General features: G+C 62.0%; 21 protein-coding genes. 15 read left to right on the top strand and 6 right to left on the bottom strand.

From position 1 onward, the window contains the following. Positions 1–22 precede the first annotated feature (22 nt). Complete coding sequence (locus B5T_RS04860) at positions 23–562, top strand: C40 family peptidase (protein WP_014993351.1); 540 nt, start codon at positions 23–25, stop codon at positions 560–562. On the opposite strand, the gene B5T_RS04865 is transcribed toward B5T_RS04860, so the two are convergent. Continuing rightward, a complete protein-coding gene (locus tag B5T_RS04865) occupies positions 563–1,024 on the bottom strand; it encodes a winged helix-turn-helix transcriptional regulator (RefSeq protein WP_014993352.1) in 462 nt (153 codons plus the stop codon). A 149-nt stretch (positions 1,025–1,173) separates the two neighbouring features. On the opposite strand from B5T_RS04865, the gene B5T_RS04870 reads away from it, so the two are divergent. Continuing rightward, on the top strand, positions 1,174–2,286 hold the full coding sequence (locus tag B5T_RS04870) for an NADH:flavin oxidoreductase (RefSeq protein WP_014993353.1): 1,113 nt from the start codon (positions 1,174–1,176) through the stop codon (positions 2,284–2,286). A gap of 301 nt (positions 2,287–2,587) precedes the next feature. Here B5T_RS04870 and B5T_RS04875 read toward each other — a convergent pair whose 3' ends face one another. Further along, on the bottom strand, positions 2,588–3,904 hold the full coding sequence (locus B5T_RS04875; RefSeq protein WP_014993354.1) for an MFS transporter: 1,317 nt from the start codon (positions 3,902–3,904) through the stop codon (positions 2,588–2,590). 106 nt (positions 3,905–4,010) lie between these two features. Here B5T_RS04875 and cyoA point away from each other — a divergent pair, with 106 nt between their 5' ends. The 11 genes from cyoA to trpC all read left to right on the top strand — a co-directional run bounded on the left by cyoA (position 4,011) and on the right by trpC (position 15,220). Next, on the top strand, positions 4,011–5,042 hold the full coding sequence (cyoA, locus tag B5T_RS04880; RefSeq protein ID WP_014993355.1) for a ubiquinol oxidase subunit II: 1,032 nt from the start codon (positions 4,011–4,013) through the stop codon (positions 5,040–5,042). A 68-nt stretch (positions 5,043–5,110) separates the two neighbouring features. Beyond that, positions 5,111–7,114, top strand: a complete 2,004-nt coding sequence (gene cyoB, locus B5T_RS04885; protein WP_014993356.1) for a cytochrome o ubiquinol oxidase subunit I — start codon at positions 5,111–5,113, stop codon at positions 7,112–7,114. Then, complete coding sequence (gene cyoC / locus B5T_RS04890; protein WP_014993357.1) at positions 7,107–7,736, top strand: cytochrome o ubiquinol oxidase subunit III; 630 nt, start codon at positions 7,107–7,109, stop codon at positions 7,734–7,736. Before cyoB ends, cyoC begins: the two co-directional genes overlap by 8 nt. Next, positions 7,733–8,122, top strand: coding sequence for a cytochrome o ubiquinol oxidase subunit IV (cyoD, locus tag B5T_RS04895; RefSeq protein ID WP_014993358.1), 390 nt, complete (start codon positions 7,733–7,735; stop codon positions 8,120–8,122). The genes cyoC and cyoD overlap by 4 nt, the downstream gene beginning before the upstream one ends. Then, entirely contained in the window at positions 8,119–8,874 is a 756-nt protein-coding gene (locus B5T_RS04900; RefSeq protein ID WP_148279205.1) for an SURF1 family protein, read from the top strand. The genes cyoD and B5T_RS04900 overlap by 4 nt, the downstream gene beginning before the upstream one ends. 20 nt (positions 8,875–8,894) lie before the next feature. Then, on the top strand, positions 8,895–10,250 hold the full coding sequence (locus B5T_RS04905) for an ATP-binding protein (protein ID WP_041716873.1): 1,356 nt from the start codon (positions 8,895–8,897) through the stop codon (positions 10,248–10,250). Continuing rightward, positions 10,234–10,794 (top strand): response regulator transcription factor, encoded by a 561-nt coding sequence (locus B5T_RS04910; protein ID WP_014993361.1) that lies wholly within the window; start codon positions 10,234–10,236, stop codon positions 10,792–10,794. The genes B5T_RS04905 and B5T_RS04910 overlap by 17 nt, the downstream gene beginning before the upstream one ends. A 380-nt stretch (positions 10,795–11,174) precedes the next feature. After that, on the top strand, positions 11,175–12,665 hold the full coding sequence (trpE, locus tag B5T_RS04915) for an anthranilate synthase component I (RefSeq protein ID WP_014993362.1): 1,491 nt from the start codon (positions 11,175–11,177) through the stop codon (positions 12,663–12,665). Further along, positions 12,665–13,255, top strand: coding sequence for an anthranilate synthase component II (locus tag B5T_RS04920; protein ID WP_014993363.1), 591 nt, complete (start codon positions 12,665–12,667; stop codon positions 13,253–13,255). The genes trpE and B5T_RS04920 overlap by 1 nt, the downstream gene beginning before the upstream one ends. 2 nt (positions 13,256–13,257) lie before the next feature. Further along, positions 13,258–14,301 carry an anthranilate phosphoribosyltransferase gene (gene trpD / locus B5T_RS04925; RefSeq protein ID WP_014993364.1) on the top strand — a complete coding sequence of 348 codons (1,044 nt, stop codon included), beginning with the start codon at positions 13,258–13,260 and terminating at the stop codon, positions 14,299–14,301. A 124-nt stretch (positions 14,302–14,425) separates the two neighbouring features. Continuing rightward, the gene (trpC, locus tag B5T_RS04930) at positions 14,426–15,220 is read left to right on the top strand and encodes an indole-3-glycerol phosphate synthase TrpC (RefSeq protein WP_014993365.1); all 795 of its coding nucleotides are present in this window, start codon (positions 14,426–14,428) and stop codon (positions 15,218–15,220) included. A gap of 162 nt (positions 15,221–15,382) precedes the next feature. Here trpC and crp read toward each other — a convergent pair whose 3' ends face one another. After that, positions 15,383–16,012 (bottom strand): cAMP-activated global transcriptional regulator CRP, encoded by a 630-nt coding sequence (gene crp, locus B5T_RS04935; protein WP_014993366.1) that lies wholly within the window; start codon positions 16,010–16,012, stop codon positions 15,383–15,385. A 249-nt stretch (positions 16,013–16,261) separates the two neighbouring features. On the opposite strand from crp, the gene B5T_RS04940 reads away from it, so the two are divergent. Next, complete coding sequence (locus B5T_RS04940) at positions 16,262–16,681, top strand: OsmC family protein (protein WP_014993367.1); 420 nt, start codon at positions 16,262–16,264, stop codon at positions 16,679–16,681. A 145-nt stretch (positions 16,682–16,826) separates the two neighbouring features. Next, complete coding sequence (speD, locus tag B5T_RS04945; RefSeq protein WP_014993368.1) at positions 16,827–17,630, top strand: adenosylmethionine decarboxylase; 804 nt, start codon at positions 16,827–16,829, stop codon at positions 17,628–17,630. A gap of 170 nt (positions 17,631–17,800) precedes the next feature. On the opposite strand, the gene coq7 is transcribed toward speD, so the two are convergent. The 3 genes from coq7 to B5T_RS04960 form a co-directional block, all read right to left on the bottom strand. Further along, complete coding sequence (gene coq7 / locus B5T_RS04950) at positions 17,801–18,469, bottom strand: 2-polyprenyl-3-methyl-6-methoxy-1,4-benzoquinone monooxygenase (protein ID WP_014993369.1); 669 nt, start codon at positions 18,467–18,469, stop codon at positions 17,801–17,803. A 135-nt stretch (positions 18,470–18,604) separates the two neighbouring features. Further along, positions 18,605–21,394: a hybrid sensor histidine kinase/response regulator gene (locus B5T_RS04955; protein ID WP_014993370.1), complete on the bottom strand. Its 2,790-nt coding sequence runs from the start codon at positions 21,392–21,394 to the stop codon at positions 18,605–18,607. Continuing rightward, positions 21,360–22,418 (bottom strand): cyclic nucleotide-binding domain-containing protein, encoded by a 1,059-nt coding sequence (locus B5T_RS04960; RefSeq protein ID WP_014993371.1) that lies wholly within the window; start codon positions 22,416–22,418, stop codon positions 21,360–21,362. The genes B5T_RS04955 and B5T_RS04960 overlap by 35 nt, the downstream gene beginning before the upstream one ends. Between the last annotated feature and the right edge of the window lie 152 nt (positions 22,419–22,570).

Consider the following 22,570-nt stretch of genomic DNA (forward strand, 5'->3'; position numbering starts at 1 on the left):
CAAGGAAGAAGCGGACTATCGAATGCGCCTGGTAAGCGGAGTGATTTTGTCGTGCCTGCTGCTGGCCGGCTGTGCCAGCCGGCCGGTGGTGGTGGAGGATCGGAACGAGCCGGAAGCGGGCAGCCACGCCGACCCGGAGCAGACCGTGTCGATGGAGGATTACTCCGTGGATATGGCCAATCCGGGGATGGTGCACGCTTTGCTCAGCGCGCAACTGCGAGAATGGGAAGGCACGCCTTACCGGCTGGGCGGGATGACCCGCAAGGGCGTTGATTGTTCCGGCTTCGTGTTTCTCACCTTCCATGACCGTCTGGGGGTGCGCCTGCCACGTACCACGGACCAGCAGGCGAGAGTGGGGGAGAAAGTGGCCAAGGATCAGTTGCAGACCGGCGATCTGGTGTTCTTTCGCACCGGCCGGGGTGTTCGCCATGTGGGGATCTATATGAACCGAGGCCGCTTCATGCACGCTTCCACCAGCCGTGGGGTGATGGTCTCGTCGCTGGACAATGTCTACTGGCGTTCTCATTACTGGACCGCCCGTCGTATCGAAACGCGCTTCTGATCAGGTGTCCGTCGCCAGACGTCCGACCCTGGTGTTCTCGAAACGCACATCGCGGACGGTCAGGGGCTGGCCGTCACCGCCTTCCACATGGAGCTGGCGGATCGGGTGTCCGCTGATCCGGTCCACCAGCCGCAGATCGTCGCGGTTGCCGTTCCAGCGTTCGCTCCATTGCCGCAGCGCGGTGATCACCGTGAACAGGTCACGGCCCTTGTCGGTGAGCCGGTACTCGTAGCGGGTACCGTGCTCGCCGGCATCCACCTTGCTCATCACACCGTTGTCCACCAGCCGGTTGAGGCGGTTGCAAAGGATATTCTTGGCGATCCCCAGCCGCTGCTGAAAGTCGACGAAACGGCGGGTACCCAGCATGGCTTCCTTGACCACCAGCAGTGACCACCAGTCGCCCACTTGATCCAGGGCGCAGGCCACGGAGCAGTCCAGGTCGTCAAAGCGTTTTCGGGTCACGGGTGGAGCCCTCCAAGGGATTCGGCATAGGTAAGAGCGTTTTCAGTCTATCCAAAACGGTTGCATGATAAAACCATCCTGGTTTACGGTTGCGATCTGCAACCAAATTGGATGGCGGCCGGGGCCGCCACGACTCGGGAGAACTGGCTATGAGTACCTCGCTGGGCGCGTTGTTGCGTCCGTTTGAACACAAGTCCCTGAAACTGCGTAACCGCGTGGCCATGGCGCCGATGACGCGTAATTTTTCCCCGGACTACATTCCCAATGAGGATGTGGCCGCTTACTACCGCCGCCGCGCCGAAGGCGAGGTGGGGCTGATCATTACCGAGGGCACCACCGTGGGCCATGTGGCGGCCAACGGTTACGAACGAGTGCCGGCGTTTCATGGTGAACTGGCATTGGCTGGCTGGAAGCGGGTGGTGGACCAGGTCCACCAGGCCGGTGGCGCCATTATTCCCCAGCTTTGGCACGTCGGGGCGGTGCGCCGGCCCGGTATCGGCCCGGACAAGGATGTGCCCGGTTATTCCCCTTCCGGCCTGTTCAAGCCGGGCAAGGAGAGCGGCCATGCCATGACCCTGGACGATATCGACGACGTCATCCGGGCTTTCGCCGAATCCGCCCGTAACGCCCGTGATCTGGGGTTCGATGGTGTGGAAATCCACGGTGCTCACGGCTACCTGCTTGATCAGTTCTTCTGGGAAGGCACCAACCAGCGTGATGACCAGTACGGCGGCAACATGGACAACCGCGGGCGTTTCGTGGCGGACATCGTGCGCGCGGTGCGTGAGGCGGTGGGCGAGGACTTCGCCATCGTGCTGCGGTATTCCCAGTGGAAACAGCAGGATTATGAGGCCCGGCTGGCCACCACCCCGCAGGAACTGGAGCGCTTCCTGACGCCGCTGGTGGACGCCGGCGTCGATCTGTTCCATGCCTCCACCCGCCGCTTCTGGGTGCCGGAATTCGAGGGTTCCGACCTCAACCTGGCTGGCTGGACCCGCAAGCTGACCGGCAAGCCGACGCTGTCCGTGGGCAGTGTGGGCCTGGATGACGATTTCATCGGCCATAACAACCAGGGCATGGGCGGTACCGCCAATCCGGTGAGTATCGACGAACTGGAACGGCGTATGGCCAACGACGAATTCGATCTGATCGCGGTGGGACGGGCTTTGTTGCAGGACCCGAACTGGCTGATCAAGATGCGGGAAGGTCGTGAGGAGGAGATCGAGATCTTCACCAAGAAAGCCCTGGGTTCGCTCAGCTGAGCGAAGCGGGGACGTCCAGGTAGAAAACAAGCCAGCTGTCCCACAGTTGTGGGACGCTGGCTTGTGCGTCATTCGCTGCTAAAGCAGAGTGTGCTTCCCACAGACCGGACTACGAAGCCGCTGTAGGAGCTTGCCCTGCAAGCGAATTCTTTGGAACACAGCGCAATTCGCTTGCAGGGCAAGCTCCTACAGCGGCCTTGTGGCGACCTCTGAAAAGGCTGGCAAGCAAGTATTGGGCCTGGCGTGCCAGCGAATTGTGGGACAGCTCGAGCCCATGGTCCGCGATGTTTTCGTTCGTTTCTTAACTCGCTTCCAGTGACTTGTTGATGCGCAGCGCCAGCAGCGTGCAAACCACCCCGGACAGCAGGTAAACGCTGACGTAAGCCAGGCCGAATTTGGCTGACAGCCCCAGTGCCACCAGCGGTGCGAAGGCGGCGCCGAACAGCCAGGCAAAGTCGGAGGTCAACGCTGCTCCGGTATAACGGAAGCGGCGCTGGAAGTTGGCGGTGACGGTGCCGGAAGCCTGGCCGTAGGACAGACCCAGCAAAACGAAGCCGACCAGAATGAAGATATCCTGCTGTACCGCGTTACCGTCCATCAGCAGCGGTGTGAACAGACTGAAGATCCCGATCAGCACGGCCAGCGAGCCGACGGTGTTGCGTTTGCCGATCCGTTCCGCGATCCAGCCGGAGGCAATGGTGCCGAAAATCGCCAGGATCGCCCCGATGGCCTGCACGATCAGCACATCCGGCACGTTCTGGGAGCCGTTCAGTACGATCCAGGACAGCGGGAAGATGGTCACCAGATGGAACAGGGCATAGCTGGCCAGGGCAGCGAAGGCGCCAATGAAGATGTTGTAGCCCTGCTCTTGCAACATTTTGCGTGTGCTTAGCGGTTCCAGGTCACTCTCTTCCAGTGCCGCGGTGTACTCATGGGTCAACACCAGCCGCAGGCGGGCGAACAGGGCCACCACGTTGATGGCGAACGCCACGAAGAACGGATAGCGCCAGCCCCAGCCGAGGAAATCCTCGGTGGACAGGCTCATATACAGAAACAGGAACAGGACGCTGGCCACCAGGAAACCGATAGGGGCGCCCAGTTGGCCGATCATGGCGAAGCGGGAGCGGCGGTTTTTCGGCGTGTTCAGCGCCAACAAGGAGGGCAGGCCGTCCCAGGAGCCGCCCAGGGCGAGCCCCTGCAGAATACGCAGCAGCGACAACACCAGGATGGCGTAGCCGCCCAATACCGCGTGGCCGGGCAGGAAGGCGATACCCGCGGTGGCGGTGCCGAGCAGGAACAAGGCGGCGGTCAGTTTAACGCTGCGGCCCCAGTGGCGCTGGATGGTCATGAACAGCGCGGTACCGAAGGGGCGGGCGATAAAGGCGAAGGAAAAGATGGTGAAGGCGTACAGCAAACCCTCCAGGCGGCCGGCGAACGGAAAAAACACCGACGGAAATACCAGAACCGAGGCTATTCCATAAACGAAGAAGTCGAAGTACTCTGAGGTGCGTCCGATCACCACGCCCACGGCGATCTCGTTCGGTGCCACGGCCTGATGGGCCTCCGGGGCGGAAGAGTAGGAGGGCACGGCGGTGGCGGAGTCGTTAGTTGTTATCATTGCTGTACCTCACGAAATCAAGTCCAACCGATCATAATCACTTTCACGATATCGTGACACCATTGGACAAAATGTCCAATTCAACATTCCGGGCTGGAGGCGTACAGTGCGCGGCACCCTGGACTACTTACAATACTCGGCAATGCCAATTCTCAAGCTAGTACGCGGGCTGTCACTGGCCGCCGCCGTCGCTTTACTGGCGGGGTGTGATGCAGTGGTCATGTCGCCATCCGGTGATGTGGCCGCCCAACAACGTGACCTGATCGTCTGGGCCACGGTGTTGATGCTTCTGGTGATCGTGCCCGTCATCATCCTTACTCTGTTGTTCGCCTGGCGCTACCGTTCGTCCAACAAGGACGCTACCTACACGCCGGATTGGGACCATTCCACGGTGTTGGAACTGGTGATCTGGGGCGTGCCTCTGTTGATCATTATCGCCCTGGGGGCGATGACCTACGTCAGCACCCATAAACTGGACCCCTATCGCCCGCTGGATCGCATCGCGCCGGGCAAACCGGTACCTGCGGACATGGAACCGCTGGTGGTGGAGGTGGTCTCCCTGGACTGGAAATGGCTGTTCTTCTATCCGGAACAGGGCATCGCCACGGTCAATGAGCTGGCGGCGCCGGTGGATCGCCCGATCCGGTTCAAGATCACCTCCTCGTCCACCATGAACTCCTTCTTCATCCCGGCGCTGGCCGGCCAGATCTACGCCATGGCGGGCATGGAAACCAAGCTGCATGGGGTGATCAATGAAGAGGGCGTCTACGACGGTTTCTCCGCCAACTACAGCGGCGCCGGTTTCTCGCACATGCGCTTTAAATTCCACGGCATGAGCGAAGCCGGCTTCGAGCAGTGGGTGGCGAAAGTGACCGCCGAGGGCGACACCCTGGATCGCGACGTTTATCGGGAGCTGGAACAGCCGAGCGAGCGCGAGCCCGTACACTATTATGCCGAGGTGGATCCCACACTCTACGACGCGATTCTGAATCTCTGCGTGGAGCCCGGCACGATGTGTATGAAAGACATGATGATGTTTGGTCATGGTGGTCATGGCGGCGGCAAGGCCGACAAGGAAGAAAGCCATGATGGTCATGGTGACCATGCCGCCGGCCACGGGCACGAACAGCATCAGTGATGGAATGACACGGTCTTCCATCGTTCCGATACACCTTTCATGAAGCGCCTTGGGCGTTGGTGTGCAAAATGTTTGATCAAATCGACCTGACCAAGCTCATTTTCGGTCGCCTCACCTGGGAGGCGATTCCCTATCATGAGCCGATCCTGATCGCCACGTTCGCCGCGGTGGTCCTCGGTGGTATCGCAATGCTGGGCGCGCTGACCTATTTCCGCCTCTGGGGTTACCTGTGGCGGGAATGGTTCACCAGCATCGATCACAAGAAGATCGGTATCATGTATATCATTCTGGCTCTGGTGATGCTGCTGCGCGGTTTTGCCGATGCCATCATGATGCGCATCCAGCAGGCATGGGCCTTCGGTGATGCCACCGGCTACCTGCCGCCGGAACACTACGATCAGATCTTCACCGCCCACGGTGTGATCATGATCTTCTTCGTCGCCATGCCTCTGGTGACCGGTATCATGAACTACGTGGTGCCGTTGCAGATCGGGGCCCGCGACGTGGCCTTCCCGTTCCTGAACAACTTCTCCTTCTGGATGACCACCTCCGGTGCCGTACTGGTCATGGTGTCCCTGTTCATTGGTGAATTCGCCAAGACCGGCTGGTTGGCCTACCCACCCCTTGCGGGCATAGACAAGAGTCCCGGCGTCGGGGTGGACTACTATATATGGGCCTTGCAGATCGCTGGTGTCGGTACTCTCCTATCGGGCGTGAACCTGTTGGTGACCATCGTCAAGATGCGGGCGCCGGGTATGACCATGATGAAAATGCCGGTGTTCACCTGGACTGCTCTTTGCACCAACGTGCTCATCGTGGCCGCTTTCCCGGTGCTGACCGCCGTGCTGGCGATGCTGACCCTGGACCGCTATCTCGGTACCAACTTTTTTACCGAAGATGGGGGTGGCAACGCCATGATGTACATCAATCTTATCTGGATTTGGGGTCACCCCGAGGTGTACATCCTGATCCTGCCGGCGTTTGGTGTGTTCTCCGAAATCGTTTCCACCTACTCCGGCAAGCGCCTGTTCGGCTACGCCTCCATGGTGTACGCCACCGTGGTGATCACCGTGCTGTCCTACCTGGTATGGCTGCACCACTTCTTCACCATGGGGTCGGGGGCCAGTGTGAACTCGTTCTTCGGGATCACCACGATGATCATCTCGATCCCCACCGGGGCCAAGGTGTTCAACTGGCTGTTCACCATGTACCGCGGCCGTATCCGCTTCGACGTGCCGATGCTGTGGACCGTGGGCTTCATGGTTACCTTTGTCATCGGTGGCATGACCGGGGTACTGCTGGCGGTGCCGCCGGCGGACTTCGTGCTGCATAACAGCCTGTTCCTGATCGCCCACTTCCATAACGTGATCATTGGCGGTGTGTTGTTCGGTATGCTGGCGGCGATCACCTATTGGTTCCCGAAAGCCTTCGGCTTCAAGCTGGACCCGTTCTGGGGCAAGGTCTCGTTCTGGTTCTGGCTGACCGGCTTCTACTTCGCCTTCATGCCGCTGTATGTGTTGGGCCTGATGGGCGTGACCCGCCGCATGAGCCAATTCGATGATCCGTCCCTGCAGATCTGGTTCCAGGTGGCCGCGTTCGGCGCCGTGCTGATCGCCATCGGTATCGCCGCCTTCCTGATCCAGTTGGTGGTGAGCTTCATGCGCCGGGAATCCTTGCGTGATGAGACCGGTGATCCCTGGGATGGCCGTACCCTTGAGTGGTCCACGTCTTCTCCGCCGCCGGCTTACAACTTCGCGTTCACCCCGCGTGTGCACGATCTGGATGCCTGGTGGCAGATGAAGCAGCATGGCTACAAGCGTCCGGAGAGTGGTTTCCTGCCGATCCACATGCCCAAGAATACCGGGGCCGGGATCATTCTGGCGGGTATCAGCACGGTGTTGGGCTTCGCGCTGATCTGGCATATGTGGCTGCTGGCCGGTGTGTCCTTCCTGGGGCTGCTGGTGGTGGCCATCGGTCACACCTTCAACTACAACCGCGACTACCATATTCCGGTGGAAGAGGTAGTGCGTGTGGAAGCGGAACGGACACGGGTACTGGCGAACCATGGTTGATACGACTCAAACTCAACAAGCGCAAGGGCAGCCGCTGCAGTTCTACGAGACCGAGGAGCATCACCCGCAGACGGGCACGATGCTGGGTTTCTGGCTGTATCTGATGAGCGACTGTCTGATCTTCGCTTCTCTGTTCGCCACTTACGGGGTTCTGGGCCGCAGCTACGCCGGCGGCCCCACCGGCGCCGAGCTGTTCGATCTGCCGCTGGTGGCGATGAACACCGCGCTGCTGCTGCTGTCCTCCATCACGTATGGCTTCGCCATGTTGGAGATGCAGAAGAACCGGGTGCGCGGCACCATCGGCTGGCTGCTGATCACCGGCTTGTTCGGTATCGGCTTCCTGAGCCTGGAACTGTATGAGTTCGCGCATCTGATCCACGAAGGCGCGGGCCCGCAAACCAGTGCCTTCCTGACCTCGTTCTTTGCTCTGGTGGGCACCCACGGTCTGCACGTGTTCTTCGGTATCGTCTGGCTGGTTACCCTGTGCTTCCAATTGCGCAAGCATGGCCTGATTCCGGAGAACAAACGTCGCGTGGCCTGTCTGTCCATGTTCTGGCACTTCCTGGATGTGGTCTGGATCGGTGTGTTCACCTTCGTCTATCTGATGGGAGTGCTGGTATGAGCGAGCATCACGATAACGTCCATGAGCATCATGCCCACGAACATCATGGCGACGAGCTGCCGCACGCCGACCTCAAGAGCTACATGATCGGCTTCATCCTGTCGGTGATCCTCACCGCGATCCCGTTCTGGGTCGTGATGGGGGGCGTGTTCGAGACCTCCAGCACCACCGCTCTGGTGATTCTGGGGTTCGCCGCGGTGCAGATCGTGGTGCACATGATTTACTTCCTGCACATGAACTTCCAATCCGAAGGCGGTTGGAACATGTTGGCGCTGATCTTCACCGCGGTGATGGTGTTCATCACCCTGGCGGGGTCGTTGTGGGTGATGTACCACCTTAACGTCAACATGATGCCCGGCCTGATGGAAGCGGTGCACGGACAGTGAACCGACCCTCGCGCCCACGGCCCGCCGTGAGCCGCCTGCGCCGGGCGGCGCGGCTGGCGTGGGTGCTGGTGGCGGTGGCCGCGTTCATCGGGCTGGTGTTCCTGGGTAACTGGCAGGTGGAACGCCGGGCCTGGAAGCTGGATCTGATCGAACGCGTCTCCAGCCGCGTGGACGCTCCGGCGGAACCCGCCCCGGGCCCCGCCGAGTGGCCGCGAATCAGCCGTGAACAGCACGAATATCGACACGTTCAGCTTAGCGGCACTTTCCTTTCCGATCGCATCTCCCTGGTTCAGGCCAGCACCGAGCTGGGCAGTGGTTACTGGGTGATGACCCCGCTGAAACGGGACGATGGCACCGTGGTGCTGATCAATCGCGGTTATGTTCCCCAGGAACAGCGCGACCGGGCCGCCGCTGGCGCCTGGACCCCGGAAGGTAAGGTGCGGGTCAGTGGCCTGCTGCGCCTGAGTGAACCCGCCGGCGGCTTTTTGCGGGACAATGTCCCCGCGGAGAACCGTTGGTACTCCCGGGACGTGGCCGCCATTGCCCGGACCCATGACCTGACCCGGGTGGCGCCGTACTTCGTCGATGCGGACGCCGGACCGGCGCCGGCCGAGGGACCGGTGGGCGGGTTGACCGTGGTCTCTTTTCACAACAATCACCTGGTTTATGCGATCACCTGGTATACCCTTGCCTTGATGGTGGCCGCTGGCGCCGTGTTCGTGCTGCGTGAGGAACGGCGGTCACGGCGCTAACCTCTCTGGAGAAGGTGACGATGACAGCCACGAAGGGGGCTGCGGCGGTCGTGCAAAGCCCTCAGCCGATTCCGGCGCAACACGAGACCGACGACGGTGACGCCACCGGGCGTAAGAACATGCAGCAGTTGATCCAACTGCGCTGGATCGCCGTGCTGGGTCAGATCGGCACCATACTGCTGGTGCGCTACGGTTTCGATATTTCGTTGCCGATGGCGTTCATGCTGGCGGTGCTGGCGGGGTTGATCGGTTTCAACCTGCTCAGCATGTTGCGGCTGCGGTGGTCGCGCCGGGATGTCAGCAACGGCGAGCTGTTCCTGGCACTGCTGGTGGATGTGGCGATGCTGACGATGCAGCTTTACGCCAGTGGTGGCGCCACCAACCCCTTTATTTTCCTTTATCTGCTGCAAGTGGTGCTGGCCGCGGTGCTGCTGGAGGCGTGGTCCACCTGGACCATTCTGCTGGTGACCGCGGGCTGTTTCGTCTGGCTGGAGTTCGCCGGACTTCCCCTGGTGATGCCGCCGGATTACGAGCGGGGCCCGCTGAGCCTGTATATCCAGGGGATGCTGATCTGCTTTGTCCTGAACGCCGTGCTGCTGGTGATTTTCATCAGCCGTATCACCCGCAACCGGCGCGAGCGGGACGCGCGGCTGGCCGATTTGCGTCAGCGCGCCGCCGAGGGCGAACACATCGTCCGCATGGGGCTGCTGGCGTCCGGCGCCGCCCACGAACTGGGTACGCCGCTGGCGACACTGTCGGTGATCCTGGGGGACTGGCGGCATATGCCGGTGTTCAAATCCGATCCGGATCTGCTCGACGAGATCACCGAAATGCAGACCCAGGTGCTGCGCTGTAAGTCCATCGTCAGCGGTATTTTGCTTTCCGCCGGTGAAGCGCGGGGTGAGTCCTCGGAAGAAACCACCGTGCACGCTTTCCTGGACGAGCTGGTGGAAGAGTGGCGGGCCACCCGTCCGGTGACCGGATTCGATTACCACAACGCCTTTGGCGAGGATATGGACATCGTTTCCGATTCGGCGCTCAAGCAAAGCCTGTGCAATGTATTGGATAATGCCCTGGAGGCCTCCCGCGACTGGGTGGGCCTGCAGGTGAGCCGTGACGGCGAATCCCTGATACTGACCGTTCTGGACCGGGGGCCGGGCTTCAGCGAGGACATGCTTGGCCGTATCGGCCGGCCCTATCAATCCACCAAGGGGCGGCCCGGCAGCGGTTTGGGGCTGTTCCTGGTGGTCAATGTAGCGCGTACGCTGGGGGGTAACCTCACCGCCCGTAACCGGCCGCACAAAGGTGCCGAAGTAACGCTGACGTTGCCGCTATCGGCGATTACCCTGGAGGAAGAGCATGGTGAACGAGCATAACCAGCATGACGACAGCGCGGACACCCTGTTGATTGTCGAGGATGATGCCCCGTTCGCCCGCACCCTGGCCCGCTCTTTCGAGCGCCGCGGGTACGCGGTGATCAGTGCCGATGGCATGGAATCGATGATGGTCCTGCTGGAGACCCATTCGCCCCGCTACGCGGTGGTGGACCTCAAGCTGAAAGGGGAGGCCACCGGCCTGTCCTGCGTCCAGACCTTGCACGCCCACGACGAGGACATGCTGATTGTGGTGCTCACCGGCTACGCCAGCATCGCCACCGCGGTGGAAGCGGTGAAGCTGGGCGCCTGCCACTATCTCGCCAAGCCGTCCAATACCGACGATATCGAAGCCGCGTTTCATCGTGCCGACGGCAGCACCGAGGTGGAAGTGGTGGGACGTCCGACCTCGATCAAGACCCTCGAGTGGGAGCGCATCCACGAAACCCTGGCGGAAACCGGTTTCAACATTTCCGAAACCGCGCGCCGGCTCGGCATGCATCGCCGCACCCTGGCCCGCAAGCTGGGCAAACAGCAGGTGAAGTGAAGGGCGGGCGCGGGAAGAATCGCGGTCCGTGGACGATTGGTGTCCCACAATTCGCTTGCAGGCAAGCTCCCACAGCGGCTTCGTAGTCCCCCATGGGAAGCGGCTTTAGCCGCGAATAGCGTGTTAGCGTGCCGGCGTGTTGCGTGTAAGCGGGCTGCGTGTTGCGCCCCGGCCCGTCACGCCCTAGAATCCAGACTCAACGAAAAAGCCGAAGGAAAGCCGGTGAACCGCACCGACCTCCAAATCAAGTTCCTGCCCCGCTCCGTCGCCGCCTGGCGATGGTGACGCTCTTCGCTTGCCGCTTCTTCTGCCGATAGCGGCACCCCTCGCGTTTTATTTCCGTCTACAATCTGTCGTCTGTATCAAGACCGGGGACCACCATGTCACCACGAAATCTGGATGAGTATGCCCGCCAGGGTTACACCCGCGTACCGGTGGTACGTGAAGTGCTGGCGGATCTGGACACGCCGCTGTCCGCCTATCGCAAACTGGCCGCCGGGCCCTACAGCTACCTGTTCGAGTCCGTGCAGGGCGGGGAGCGCTGGGGGCGCTACTCCATGATCGGCCTGCCGGCGGCGGAGGTGATCCGCATCCACGGCCAGCGCATTCTGATTACCGATGCCGACGGCGAGCGCCAGTTGGACGTGCCGGATCCGATCGCCTGGATCGAGGCCTACCGGCAGGAATACAACACCCCGGAGATCCCCGGCCTGCCCCGTTTCAACGGTGGTCTGGTGGGCTACTTCGGCTACGACAGCGTGCGCTACTTCGAGCCGCGTCTGGGACCGGCGCCGGGGGAGGATGTGCTCGGCGTACCGGATATCCTGCTGATGCGCTCCGAGGAAGTGGTGGTGTTCGATAACCTGCGCGGCAGCCTGTTCCTGATCGTGCAGGTGGATCCGGCGGACAGCCACGCCGAGGGGCGGGCGTTGCGCCGTCTGGACGAGCTGGAGGCGAAGCTGCGGGCGCCGTTGCCCGAGCCCGGCCACCATCGCTATGGCGAACCGGTGGGGGAAGAGGATTTCGTCTCCGAATTTCCCCGCGACCGGCATGGCCAGGCGGTGGATACGATCCGTGAGTACATCCTGGCGGGGGATGTGATGCAGGTGGTGCCGGCCCAGCGCATGAGCTGTGAATTCCCGGCGCCGGCCATGGACCTGTACCGCGCCTTGCGCTATCTCAATCCTTCCCCGTACATGTTCTATCTGGACCTGGAAGACTTCCACATCGCCGGCTCCTCGCCGGAAATTCTCACCCGGGTCGAGGGCGACACCGTCACCGTGCGCCCCATAGCGGGTACCCGTAAACGCGGTGAAACGCCGGAGCGGGACCAGGAACTGGAAGAGGAACTGCTGGCGGATCCAAAGGAGTTGGCTGAACACCTGATGCTGATCGATCTGGGCCGCAACGATGTTGGCCGGGTGGCCAGGCCGGGGGAAGTAAAGCTGACCGAGAAAATGGCGGTGGAGCGCTATTCCCACGTGATGCATATCGTCTCCAATGTGGAAGGCAAACTGCGGCCGGAACTGGGGCCTTTGGACGTGCTGCGGGCCACTTTTCCCGCCGGCACCCTGAGTGGCGCGCCGAAGATCCGTGCCATGGAAATCATCGACGAACTGGAACCCACCAAGCGCGGAGTCTACGGCGGCGCGGTGGGTTATATCGGCTTCGACGGCGACATGGACATGGCGATCGCCATTCGCACCGCGGTGGTCAAGGATGGCCGGCTTTACGTGCAGGCCGGTGGCGGTGTGGTGGCGGATTCCCAGCCCGATCTGGAATGGAAAGAGACCATGAACAAGGCCCGCGCCGTATTCCGTGCGGTGAACATGGCCCTGGGCGGGCTTAATCTGGACGAGGGGGAACGCTGATGCGGGTCTTGATGATCGATAACTACGACAGCTTCACCTATAACCTGGTGCAATACCTGCAGGAGCTGGGGGCCGAGGTGCTGGTGCATCGTAATGACCAGATTGATCTGGCCGGTATGGAGGCGGTGGGCGCCGATCGGCTGATGATCTCGCCGGGGCCCTGCTCGCCCAACGAGGCCGGTATTTCCGTGGAGGCGATTCGTCATTTCGCCGGCAAGTTGCCGATTCTCGGGGTTTGTCTGGGGCATCAGTCCCTGGGGCAGGCGTTCGGTGGCGAGGTGGTGCGGGCCGGGCACGTGATGCACGGCAAGACCTCTTCGGTGCACCATACCGGTCAGGGTGTATTCGCGGGGTTGCCCAGCCCGTTCACCGCCACTCGTTATCATTCCCTGGTGGTGGCCCGGGAAACGCTGCCCGAGTGTTTTGAAATCACCGCCTGGACCGAGAATCAGCAGGGCGAAATGGAAGAAATCATGGGCATGCGGCATAAGGAGCTGCCTCTGGAAGGGGTGCAGTTCCATCCAGAGTCAATTCTGACCGAGCATGGCCACGCCATGTTGAAGAACTTTCTCAAGCACGGGGGGCAATGAGCATGAATATTCAGGACGCGCTGGCGCGGGTGGTGGACCACATCGATCTGTCCACCGAGGAAATGCGGGATGTGATGCGCGAGATCATGACCGGCGGCGCCACCGACGCTCAGATCGGCGGCTTCCTGGTGGGGTTGCGGATGAAGAGCGAATCCCTGGACGAGATCACCGGTGCCGCCATGGTGATGCGCGAGCTGGTGAAACCGGTGACCATCGAGAACCGCCGCCATCTGGTGGATATCGTCGGCACCGGGGGTGACGGCGCCAATCTGTTCAACGTTTCCTCCGCCAGTGCCTTCGTTGCCGCCGCCGCCGGCTGCCGGGTGGCCAAGCATGGCGGCCGTTCGGTCAGTTCCAAAAGTGGCTCCGCGGACCTGCTGGAGGCCGCCGGTGTGGATCTGGACCTGACCCCGGAGCAGGTGGCCCAGTGTGTGGACACAGTGGGGGTGGGGTTCATGTTCGCGCCCGGCCATCACAGCGCCATGAAATACGCCATCGGCCCGCGCAAGGAATTGGGCATGCGCACGCTGTTCAATATTCTCGGCCCGATGACCAATCCCGCCGCCGTCCAGCGGCTGGTGGTCGGCGTCTTCTCCGACCGGCTTTGCCGGCCCATGGCCGAAGTCATGGGGCGCCTGGGCGCGGAGCACGTCATGGTGGTGCATGGCCACGACGGCCTGGACGAGATTACCCTGGCGGGGCGCACTCACGTGGCGGAATTCCGGGATGGTGAGGTACGGGAGTTCCAGATTACGCCGGAAGACGTGGGCATCGAGTCCGATTCCCTGGTGGGGCTGGACGTGACGGATCCCAAGGCGTCACTGGCGTTGATCCGCGATGCGTTCGGCAAACGTGCCGGGTCGGTGGCGGCCAAGGCCGCGGACATGGTGGCCCTGAACGCCGGCGCGGCGATCTATGTGTCCGGGGTAACCCGCACACTGGCGGAAGGCGTGCGGATGGCGGATGATTTGATTCATAACGGCGAGGCCGCCGAACGCATGCGGGAATTGGCCCAGTTTTGCCGGGCCTTGAAAGCGGCGGATTGAACAGGATTTAACAGTCGGCTCTTTGAACATCCCCCGCCGGAAGCGTTCTAATGAGAGTGGATTCACCACCCTTGATAAAGAAAACGGGCCGGCGGACGGCCCACGCAGACAGCCAGGAGCGCCCATGAGCAACGGCACCATTCTTGATCGTATCATCGAACGTAAAGAGCAGGAGATCGCCGACGGCAAGCGCCGTTACAGCATGGGGGATCTGCGGGCGCTGGCGGAGAATCAGCGGCGGGCGAGAGGTTTCCATCGAAAGCTGTATGATCGCGTGGCCGAGGGCAAGCCGGCGGTGATCGCGGAGATCAAGAAAGCCTCTCCCAGCAAAGGGGTCATTCGTGAGGACTTCGACCCGGTGGATATCGCCCGGCGCTATGAGGAAAACGGCGCCGCCTGCCTGTCCGTGCTCACCGATCAGGAGTTCTTCCAGGGGCATGAAGACTATCTGCGCGCCGCCCGTAACGCGGTGTCGCTGCCGGTGCTGCGCAAGGATTTCATCGTTGATCCCTGGCAGGTGTTCGAAACCCGGGCCATGGGGGCGGACGCCATTCTGCTGATCGTGGCGGCGCTGTCCGATGCGCAGATGGATGAGCTCTACCACGCCGCCCAGCAGGCCGGCTGTGATGTGCTGGTGGAAGTGCACTCCGCCGAGGAGCTGGAACGGGCGATGAAGCTGAACGTGGAGGTGGTGGGCATCAACAACCGCGATCTGCGCACCTTCGAAACCCGCCTGGACACCACTCTGGAACTGGCGCCGCAAGTGCCCGCCGATCACCTGGTGGTCACCGAGAGCGGCATCCACACCCGCGCCGACGTGCGCCTGATGCGTGACAACGGCATCCACGGCTTCCTGGTCGGCGAGGCCTTCATGCGCGAGGAAGACCCCGGCGCGGCGCTGAAGAAACTGTTCTTTTAGTTGACAGTGGATAGTTGACAGTTGACAGCGAAAACCTGAAAACAGACCAAAAACAAAAGGCCGCACCCAACACTGGGACGCGGCCTCTTTCGTTGCTGCTCACGCGGATCTGATCCGCGCCGCTGTCAACTGTCCACTATCAACTGTCAACTTGGCACGCGTTCAGCGCGTGCCATACACCACCATGGTCTTGCCCTTCACGGATACCAGGCCCTGCTCTTCCAGATTCTTCAGGACCCGGCCGACCATCTCGCGGGAGCAGCCGACGATACGGCCGATCTCCTGGCGGGTGACCTTGATCTGCATGCCATCGGGGTGGGTCATGGCGTCGGGCTGCTTGCACAGGTCCAGCAGGGTGCCGGCGACCCGGCCGGTGACGTCAAGGAACGCCAGGTCGCCCACCTTGCGGGTGGTGGCGCGCAGACGGCCGGCCAGTTGCGCCGATACGGCGAACAGAATGTCGGCGTCTTCCCGGGTCAACTGACGGAATTTGGCGTAGCTCACCTCGGCCACTTCGCACTCGGTTTTCGCTTTCACCCAGGCGGAACGGGAAGGGTCGCTCTCGAACAGGCCCATTTCACCGAAGAAGTCTCCTTCGTTGAGGTAGGCCATGATCATTTCGCGACCGTCGTCGTCCTCGATCATCACCGTGACCGAGCCACGGAGAATGTAATAAAGGGCGTCGGACTCATCGCCAGCGTAAATAATGGTGCTCTTCGCCGGATACCGCCGACGGTGGCAGTTGGCCAGAAAGTGGTCCAGATTGGGAATAATCTTGTTGCCGTCGCTCATGGGGTCTCTGCTTAAGCCAGAAGAATGTCTTAGCCGATTAAGCTCAAGGATATTGCCTGTTTTTCACATCGCTGCCAAGGGCGGGAGCCCGCGAGAGCGCAAAGGGGTGACGCCGGTCCGCTGTCGGGGCGCCCCGGAGGCGGCAAACCAGGCTCTAAGGGTATGGTCGCGGGGCCGCTCTGTGGTAATCTGCGCGCCCATTTGGGGGCGGGCCCGGCGGGCCGCTCCGGTGCCGAGCAGGAGTAGGTGATGAAAGCTGTGGTTGAATGGCAGGGCGAAGCCTGTTTCCAGGCGGAATCCGGTTCCGGTCACACCATCCTTATGGACGGTCCGCCCGATCATGGCGGCCAGAATCGCGGTGCGCGCCCGATGGAAACCCTGCTGATGAGCGTTGGCGGCTGTTCCGCGTTCGATGTGGTGCATATTCTGCGCAAATCCCGTCAGAACGTGACAGGCTGCCGCTGTGAGCTGAGCGCGGAGCGGGCGGAGGACGAAGTTCCCGCCGTATTCACCAAAATTCATTTGCACTTCGTGGTATCCGGCGAGGATCTCAAGGAGGCGCAGGTGAAACGGGCAGTGTCATTGTCGGCGGAGAAGTACTGCTCCGCGTCGATCATGCTCACCCGTGGTGGTGTGGAAGTCACCCACAGCTATACCATCGAAGCCTGAGCGGATACCCTTCGCCAAGGCGGCGAGGTGCCGGCCGGACCTGGGCCGGCACCAAAAAACCTGCGGATTCCCGGTGCGGTCAACCGTATCCGGGGTTGAGTGAGAGTTAACCACGGGCGGTGACGACCGCCAACGGGGAAATGCGGTGGTAAAAGATCCCAATCCCAAGATTTCGGTGCATGGTTTCAATAACCTGACCAAGTCGCTCAGCTTCAATATTTTCGACATCGCCTACGCGAAGACCGAGCAGCACCGCAAGGAGTACATCGAGTACATCGATGAGCTTTACAATGCAGAGCGGTTGACTGAAATCCTCACCAACGTGACGCGCATCATTGGCGCCAACGTCCTCAACGTGGCCCGCCAGGACTACGATCCGCAGGGTGCCAGTGTGACCATGCTGATCGCGGAACACGAAACCCCGCCGAGCGGCACCGACTGGGACGAAGAAGCGCCCGGTCCGCTGCCGGACACGGTGGTGGCGCACCTGGACAAGAGCCATGTGACCGTTCACACCTATCCGGAATCCCATCCGGACAACGGTATTTCCACCTTCCGGGTGGATGTGGATGTGTCCACCTGTGGCGTGATCTCGCCGCTGAGGGCGCTGAACTACCTGATCCACAGCTTCGACTCCGATATCGTCACCATCGATTATCGGGTCCGCGGCATGACCCGGGACCTGGACGGCACCAAGCATTACATCGATCACGACATCACCTCGATCCAGAACTTCCTGGTCGAGGACACGCAGAACGCCTACCAGATGATCGACGTCAACGTGTACCAGGAGAACATCTTCCACACCAAGATGCTGCTCAAGGACTTTGACATCGAAAACTACCTGTTCGGCGCCGGCAGCGACGAATTCGACGACGCCGAACTGGTGGAGATCAAGGAACGCCTGCAGACCGAAATGCTGGAGATTTTCTACAGCCGGAACATGTAAGAAAAGGGCAGTTGACAGTTGATAGTGGACAGTTGACGGCGCCGCGGACCAGGTCTGCGTGAACGGAAACGAAAGAGGCCGCGTCCAGGTGTTGGGCGCGGCCTCTTTGCTTTTGGTCTGCTTTTAGTTTTCGCTGTCAACTGTCCACTATCAACTGTCAACTGTATTCACTAGATCCTGTAGGTGGTGAATGTCATCACCTTGCTCATCAGGGTCATGGCGCGGCGGATTGGGGAGGGGAGGGGGGCGCCGCCGGCGTCCTCGGCGGTGACGGCGTGTTTCAGTTCGTCCTCGCGCATCTGCTCGAGAATGGCGCGGGTGCGGTGATCACCGGCGGGCAGTTCGGACAGATGCCGCTCCAGATGGCGTACCACCTGATGCTCGGTTTCCGAGACAAAGCCCAGGCTCCAGCGGTCTCCGGCCAGCCCTGCGCCGGCGCCGAGGGTGTAGCTCATGGCATAGAACAGCGGATTCAAACGGCTGGGCACGCTGCCCAGTTCACGGATACGGTCCTCGCACCAGGCCAGATGGTCTTCTTCCTCCCGGGCGGCTTCTTCCATGGCATGGCGTACGTGGGGCAAGGTGGCGGTGCTGGCCTGGCCCTGGTACAGCGCCTGGGCGCAGACCTCGCCGGTGTGGTTGATGCGCATCAGGCCGGCGATATGGCGCTGCTGCCGGGCGTCCAGGAGGGCGCTCCGGTTCTTGATGGCGGCTTCGTCGTCGCCGGGTTGGGCGGCGGGCTGCCGGGAGGCCCGGGTGGACCCGGGAGTGAGGGTACGCAGCGCGTTGTCCACGCGGCTGAGCAATTGGTCCACTGGCGTCAGGTGACGACCCGTCATCACGACTTCTCCACGATGCTCACGGGGCGGATGGTAAGCCGGCCCTGCCGATGTCCGTGGCGGACGCCGGTATGGCCGGGCCGATAGTGTAGCAGGCAACACTCGCCATCGTCGCGGCGGCCCGCCTTGAGTGGGTCAGGATTCTTCCCCGGACTCCTCGACCTGGCCGCGCCGGGTAAACCGGATCAGCACGTCACGAAGCACATTCAGTTCCACCGGTTTGGGAATGTGGGCGTTCATGCCGGAGGCCAGGCTGCGTTCCCGGTGTTCGCGCAGGATATGGGCGGTAAGGGCGACGATGGGCACCGCCACCAAACCGTTTTCCCGCTCGTGGGCACGAATCCGCCGGGTGGCCTCGAACCCGTCCAGCTCCGGCATTTCGCAATCCATCAGGATCAGGTCATAACGCTTCTGGGTGGCGCGGTTGAGGGCTTCCAGGCCGTTGGCGGCCATCTCCGGAGTAATGCCCAGTTTGTTGAGCATGCCGCGGATGACTTTCTGGCTCAGCTTGTGGTCCTCGACCACCAGCACCTGCAGCCCGGGGTCCGGGCTCTCGTTGCGCTGGCGGGGCGCCGAGGGCCGCTGCAAGCCCAGTTCCTCGCTCAGTACCTGTTTGAGGCGCGGCGCCGACACCGGTTTGGTCAGCACCCGGTGAATACTGACGTTACGTGCGTCCACATCGGTGGGGGAACTGCTGATGCCGGTGAGCATGATCAACACCGGCGAGTGGGTGATGACCGGATCCTCGTGGATCCGTGCCGCCAACTGCACTCCGGTCATGCCGGGCATCTGGTGATCCAGCAGCACCACATCGTAGGGCTCGTTGATATTGGCCTGAGTGCGCAACGAGGCCAGGGCTTCGCGTGGATCGTTGCTGGCGGTGACGCGCATGCCCCAGCTCAGGGCCAGATGGCGGATCACCCGGGTCACGGTGGTGGAATCATCCACCACCAGCATGCTGCGACCCAGCAGGGGGACCCGGTCCGCCGGGTTGTCGGGGGCCGGATTATCCAGCGCCGACAACGGCACGATGAACCAGTAGGCCGGGTCCTGGTTGTGCCCATCGCGGTGGCCACAGCGGCCACTCATGGCTTCCACCAGTTGCTCGGCGATGGCCAGGTTCAGCGTGCTGCTGTCCTGGCGGGCACCGTTTTCCCGCAGATCGTGCAGGGTGCCGGCGCGCAGAGCGGTACCGGAGAATTCAAAGCGCACCTGACCGGCCTGGCCGGTGGGTTCCAGCGACACATCGATGATCAGTTCGCCGTGCTGGGCCTGGCGGATGAAAGCGCCAATCAGGTTGGTCAGCACCTGGCGCAGGCGTCCGGGATCCCCCTCCATGCGCGCCGGCACATTGGTGTGCACGTGGGTGATCAGTTCCACCTGCTTTTCCTCGGCCCGTTCGCGGAACAGGTCCACGGCGTCCACCAGCAGCTCGTGTACATCCAGGGCCTCATGGCTGATCTCGGCGCCGGATGTCGACAACTGGGAGTACTCCAGCACATCGTTGATGATCTTCAACAGGCTTTCGCCGGCGTTGTGGATGGCGCTGACGCATTCCTTCTGGTTGGGCGTTAGCGGGGTATCGTCAAGCAGTTCCGCCATGCCGAGAATGCCGCTGAGCGGGGTGCGGGCATCATGCCCCATGCGCGCCAGGGTTTCGCGCCGGGTGGTTTCGACGGTCTCGGCGACGGCTTGATTGCGCAGCTGCTCCGCCTTGAGACGCTGGCGGCGCTGATGCTGCAGACGCAAACCGGCGGTCTGCAACGTGCCCGCCACGGTGAACACCAGAAGGAGGGTCAGGGGCACGTCCAGGCCGGTATGCAGCAGGCCCAGGGTGACCAGGCACAAAATGGCCACCGGTACCCCCACCAGGATGCTGGTGAAGAAGAACAGGGCGCCGGCGGGGACTTCCCGATGCCAGGCCTGATAGCCGAGCGCGACCAGACAGGGGACGGTGAGCAGCACAAGTATGCAACACAGTCCCATCGCCGCGGGTGATGGCAGTATCAGCAGCAAAGGGATCTGAACCAGGGCCAGAGCGCCCAGCACCAGCAGGATGTAATGCAGGGCCGGGCTGTGCTGGCGGCTGTCGACGAAGGTGCGCCCGGCGCCGCAGGCGGCGAACAGAGCCCCGGAAAGCAGGGTCAGGCGCAGCGGGTGATCCCAACTGCTGAGATCGTCCAGATGGCCCAGGAAGCCGCTGCCGATGATGATCAGGCCGATGACACAGAATCCGAACAGGGCATGGTAGCCGTGGCTGGTGGCGGAACGCATGAACGCCAGGGCCAGATGGTAAAGGGACATGGCCAGCAACATACCGATCAACAACCAGTAGACGCCGTACAGCGGGTTGTCTCCGAGCGCCTTCTGCATGGTGGTGAGCGTCAATGCATAGACCAGTTCACCATGAGGATTCACCCGCCAATAGAACACTTGGGGCTGGCCCAGCGGCAGGTCGAGCACCTGGATCGGGTAGCGGTGAACAAAGGACTCATCCGGCAGTGGCGTACGATAACGGGTGGTGCCGGGTGGGCCATCGGGAAGGTAGAACTGGCTGTCCTGGTAGGCGCGAGGGGCCATCACCAGCGCGAAACGCTGCTGGTCGGACAGCTCATTGTGGATGGAAATGCGAATCCACCAGTCGTGGTTGCTCAGCCCGAGCCGTTCGACGAAACGGGATGCCGGCTGGAAACGGTGGTCCAGGCCGCCGCTGGCCACGTCCTCCAGGGAATAGACGTTGTCCGGGTCGGGCAGGTATTCGGAATAGATGGTGATGCGGGCGTCGTCCGGCTCACTGTTGATCACGAACGGCGGCGGGGGAGCCGCCCAGGCGCGACCGGCGACCAACCAGAGCAGGCCGAAGATCAGCGGCAGCCACCGCGCTGGTGTGTTATTCCGTGGCCAAAACGTCCTTGGTGGCATCATCCGTCGTCGTTTCCCGATCCAGCACATACGCATCCAGGCCGGCTTCGGAAAGGATATAGGCTCCCAACTCGCTGCGTCGACCGGCGGAACACAGTATATAAGTGAAATCCCGCTCCAGGGCGGGGGCTTTTTGTCTCAGTTCGCCCAATGGAATGTTGCGGGCTCCGGGTGTCCGGTCGTGCCGGAACTCCGCCGCCAGCCGCACATCGAGCAAAATACAGGCGTGATCACCGTCGCGAACCATCTCGTTGAGGGTATCCTCATTCAAATGGCGGATCACCGAGGCCTGCAGAATTTCCTGGAAATCATCCTGCCCCAGGCACATCAATACGCCATCGCTGGTCATGGTGACGGTGGCGTTGCGCGGCTGGTCGCTGATCAGCGCATCTTCGCCGAAAAAACGGCCCGGTCCCAGTGTGGCCAGGGTCTCGGCGCCGCGCCCCTGGCCGCGGGTGACCATGGCCTGGCCCTGCTTGAGTACATAGAAGGTGTCGCCGGCATCCCCTTCGCGGACCACGGTGGTGCCCATCTCCACCTCCCGGGGCTGGAACTTCATGAACAGCGTATGCAGTGTGGCCGGCGCGATGCGGGCGAACAGGCCGGAAGCCAGCAGCGCGTCGGTCCAGTCCCGTTGCTCGTCCTGTCCTGGCGGCGGTAGCAAATCAACCGCACCGGTCCAGGCCATCAACAAATCCAGCTTGTCCCGATCCAGGGTGTAAAGGGTGGCGTCGGTACGGGTGATGGCGTTGACGGTGTGAGGCGCGTAGTTGTCCAGGGCAAGATAGTTTTCGTCATCGGTGGCGCAGAAGGGCCGCACGCTGAAACCGGCATCGATCAGATCCAGCTCACCATCCACCAGGAAGTAGGCCTTGTCACTGTGCTGACCCCGTTTGAACACCATCCGGCCGGGCGGCAGGTTCAGCACTGCCAACTGGCCCTGGATGGCGTGCAGGTGGGTATGGCCGAGGCTGTCGAACGGAATAAACTCGGCGAGCCGGGACGGATCCGGCGTGGCGATGGACATACTTCCCCCTTGAACAAATGCACGGCATCAAAGGCGGCCGTGGACGGAACACCGGGCGACGATCATTGTGATTTTGGCGAGACGGTGGGGCGCCTCGAAGCGTCGCGCGTTTCAACGGATGATAGCGGCTACTCCAAGTATTTTCCCGCCGT

It is taken from the genome of Alloalcanivorax dieselolei B5 (assembly GCF_000300005.1).
Classification (GTDB): Bacteria; Pseudomonadota; Gammaproteobacteria; order Pseudomonadales; family Alcanivoracaceae; genus Alloalcanivorax; species Alloalcanivorax dieselolei.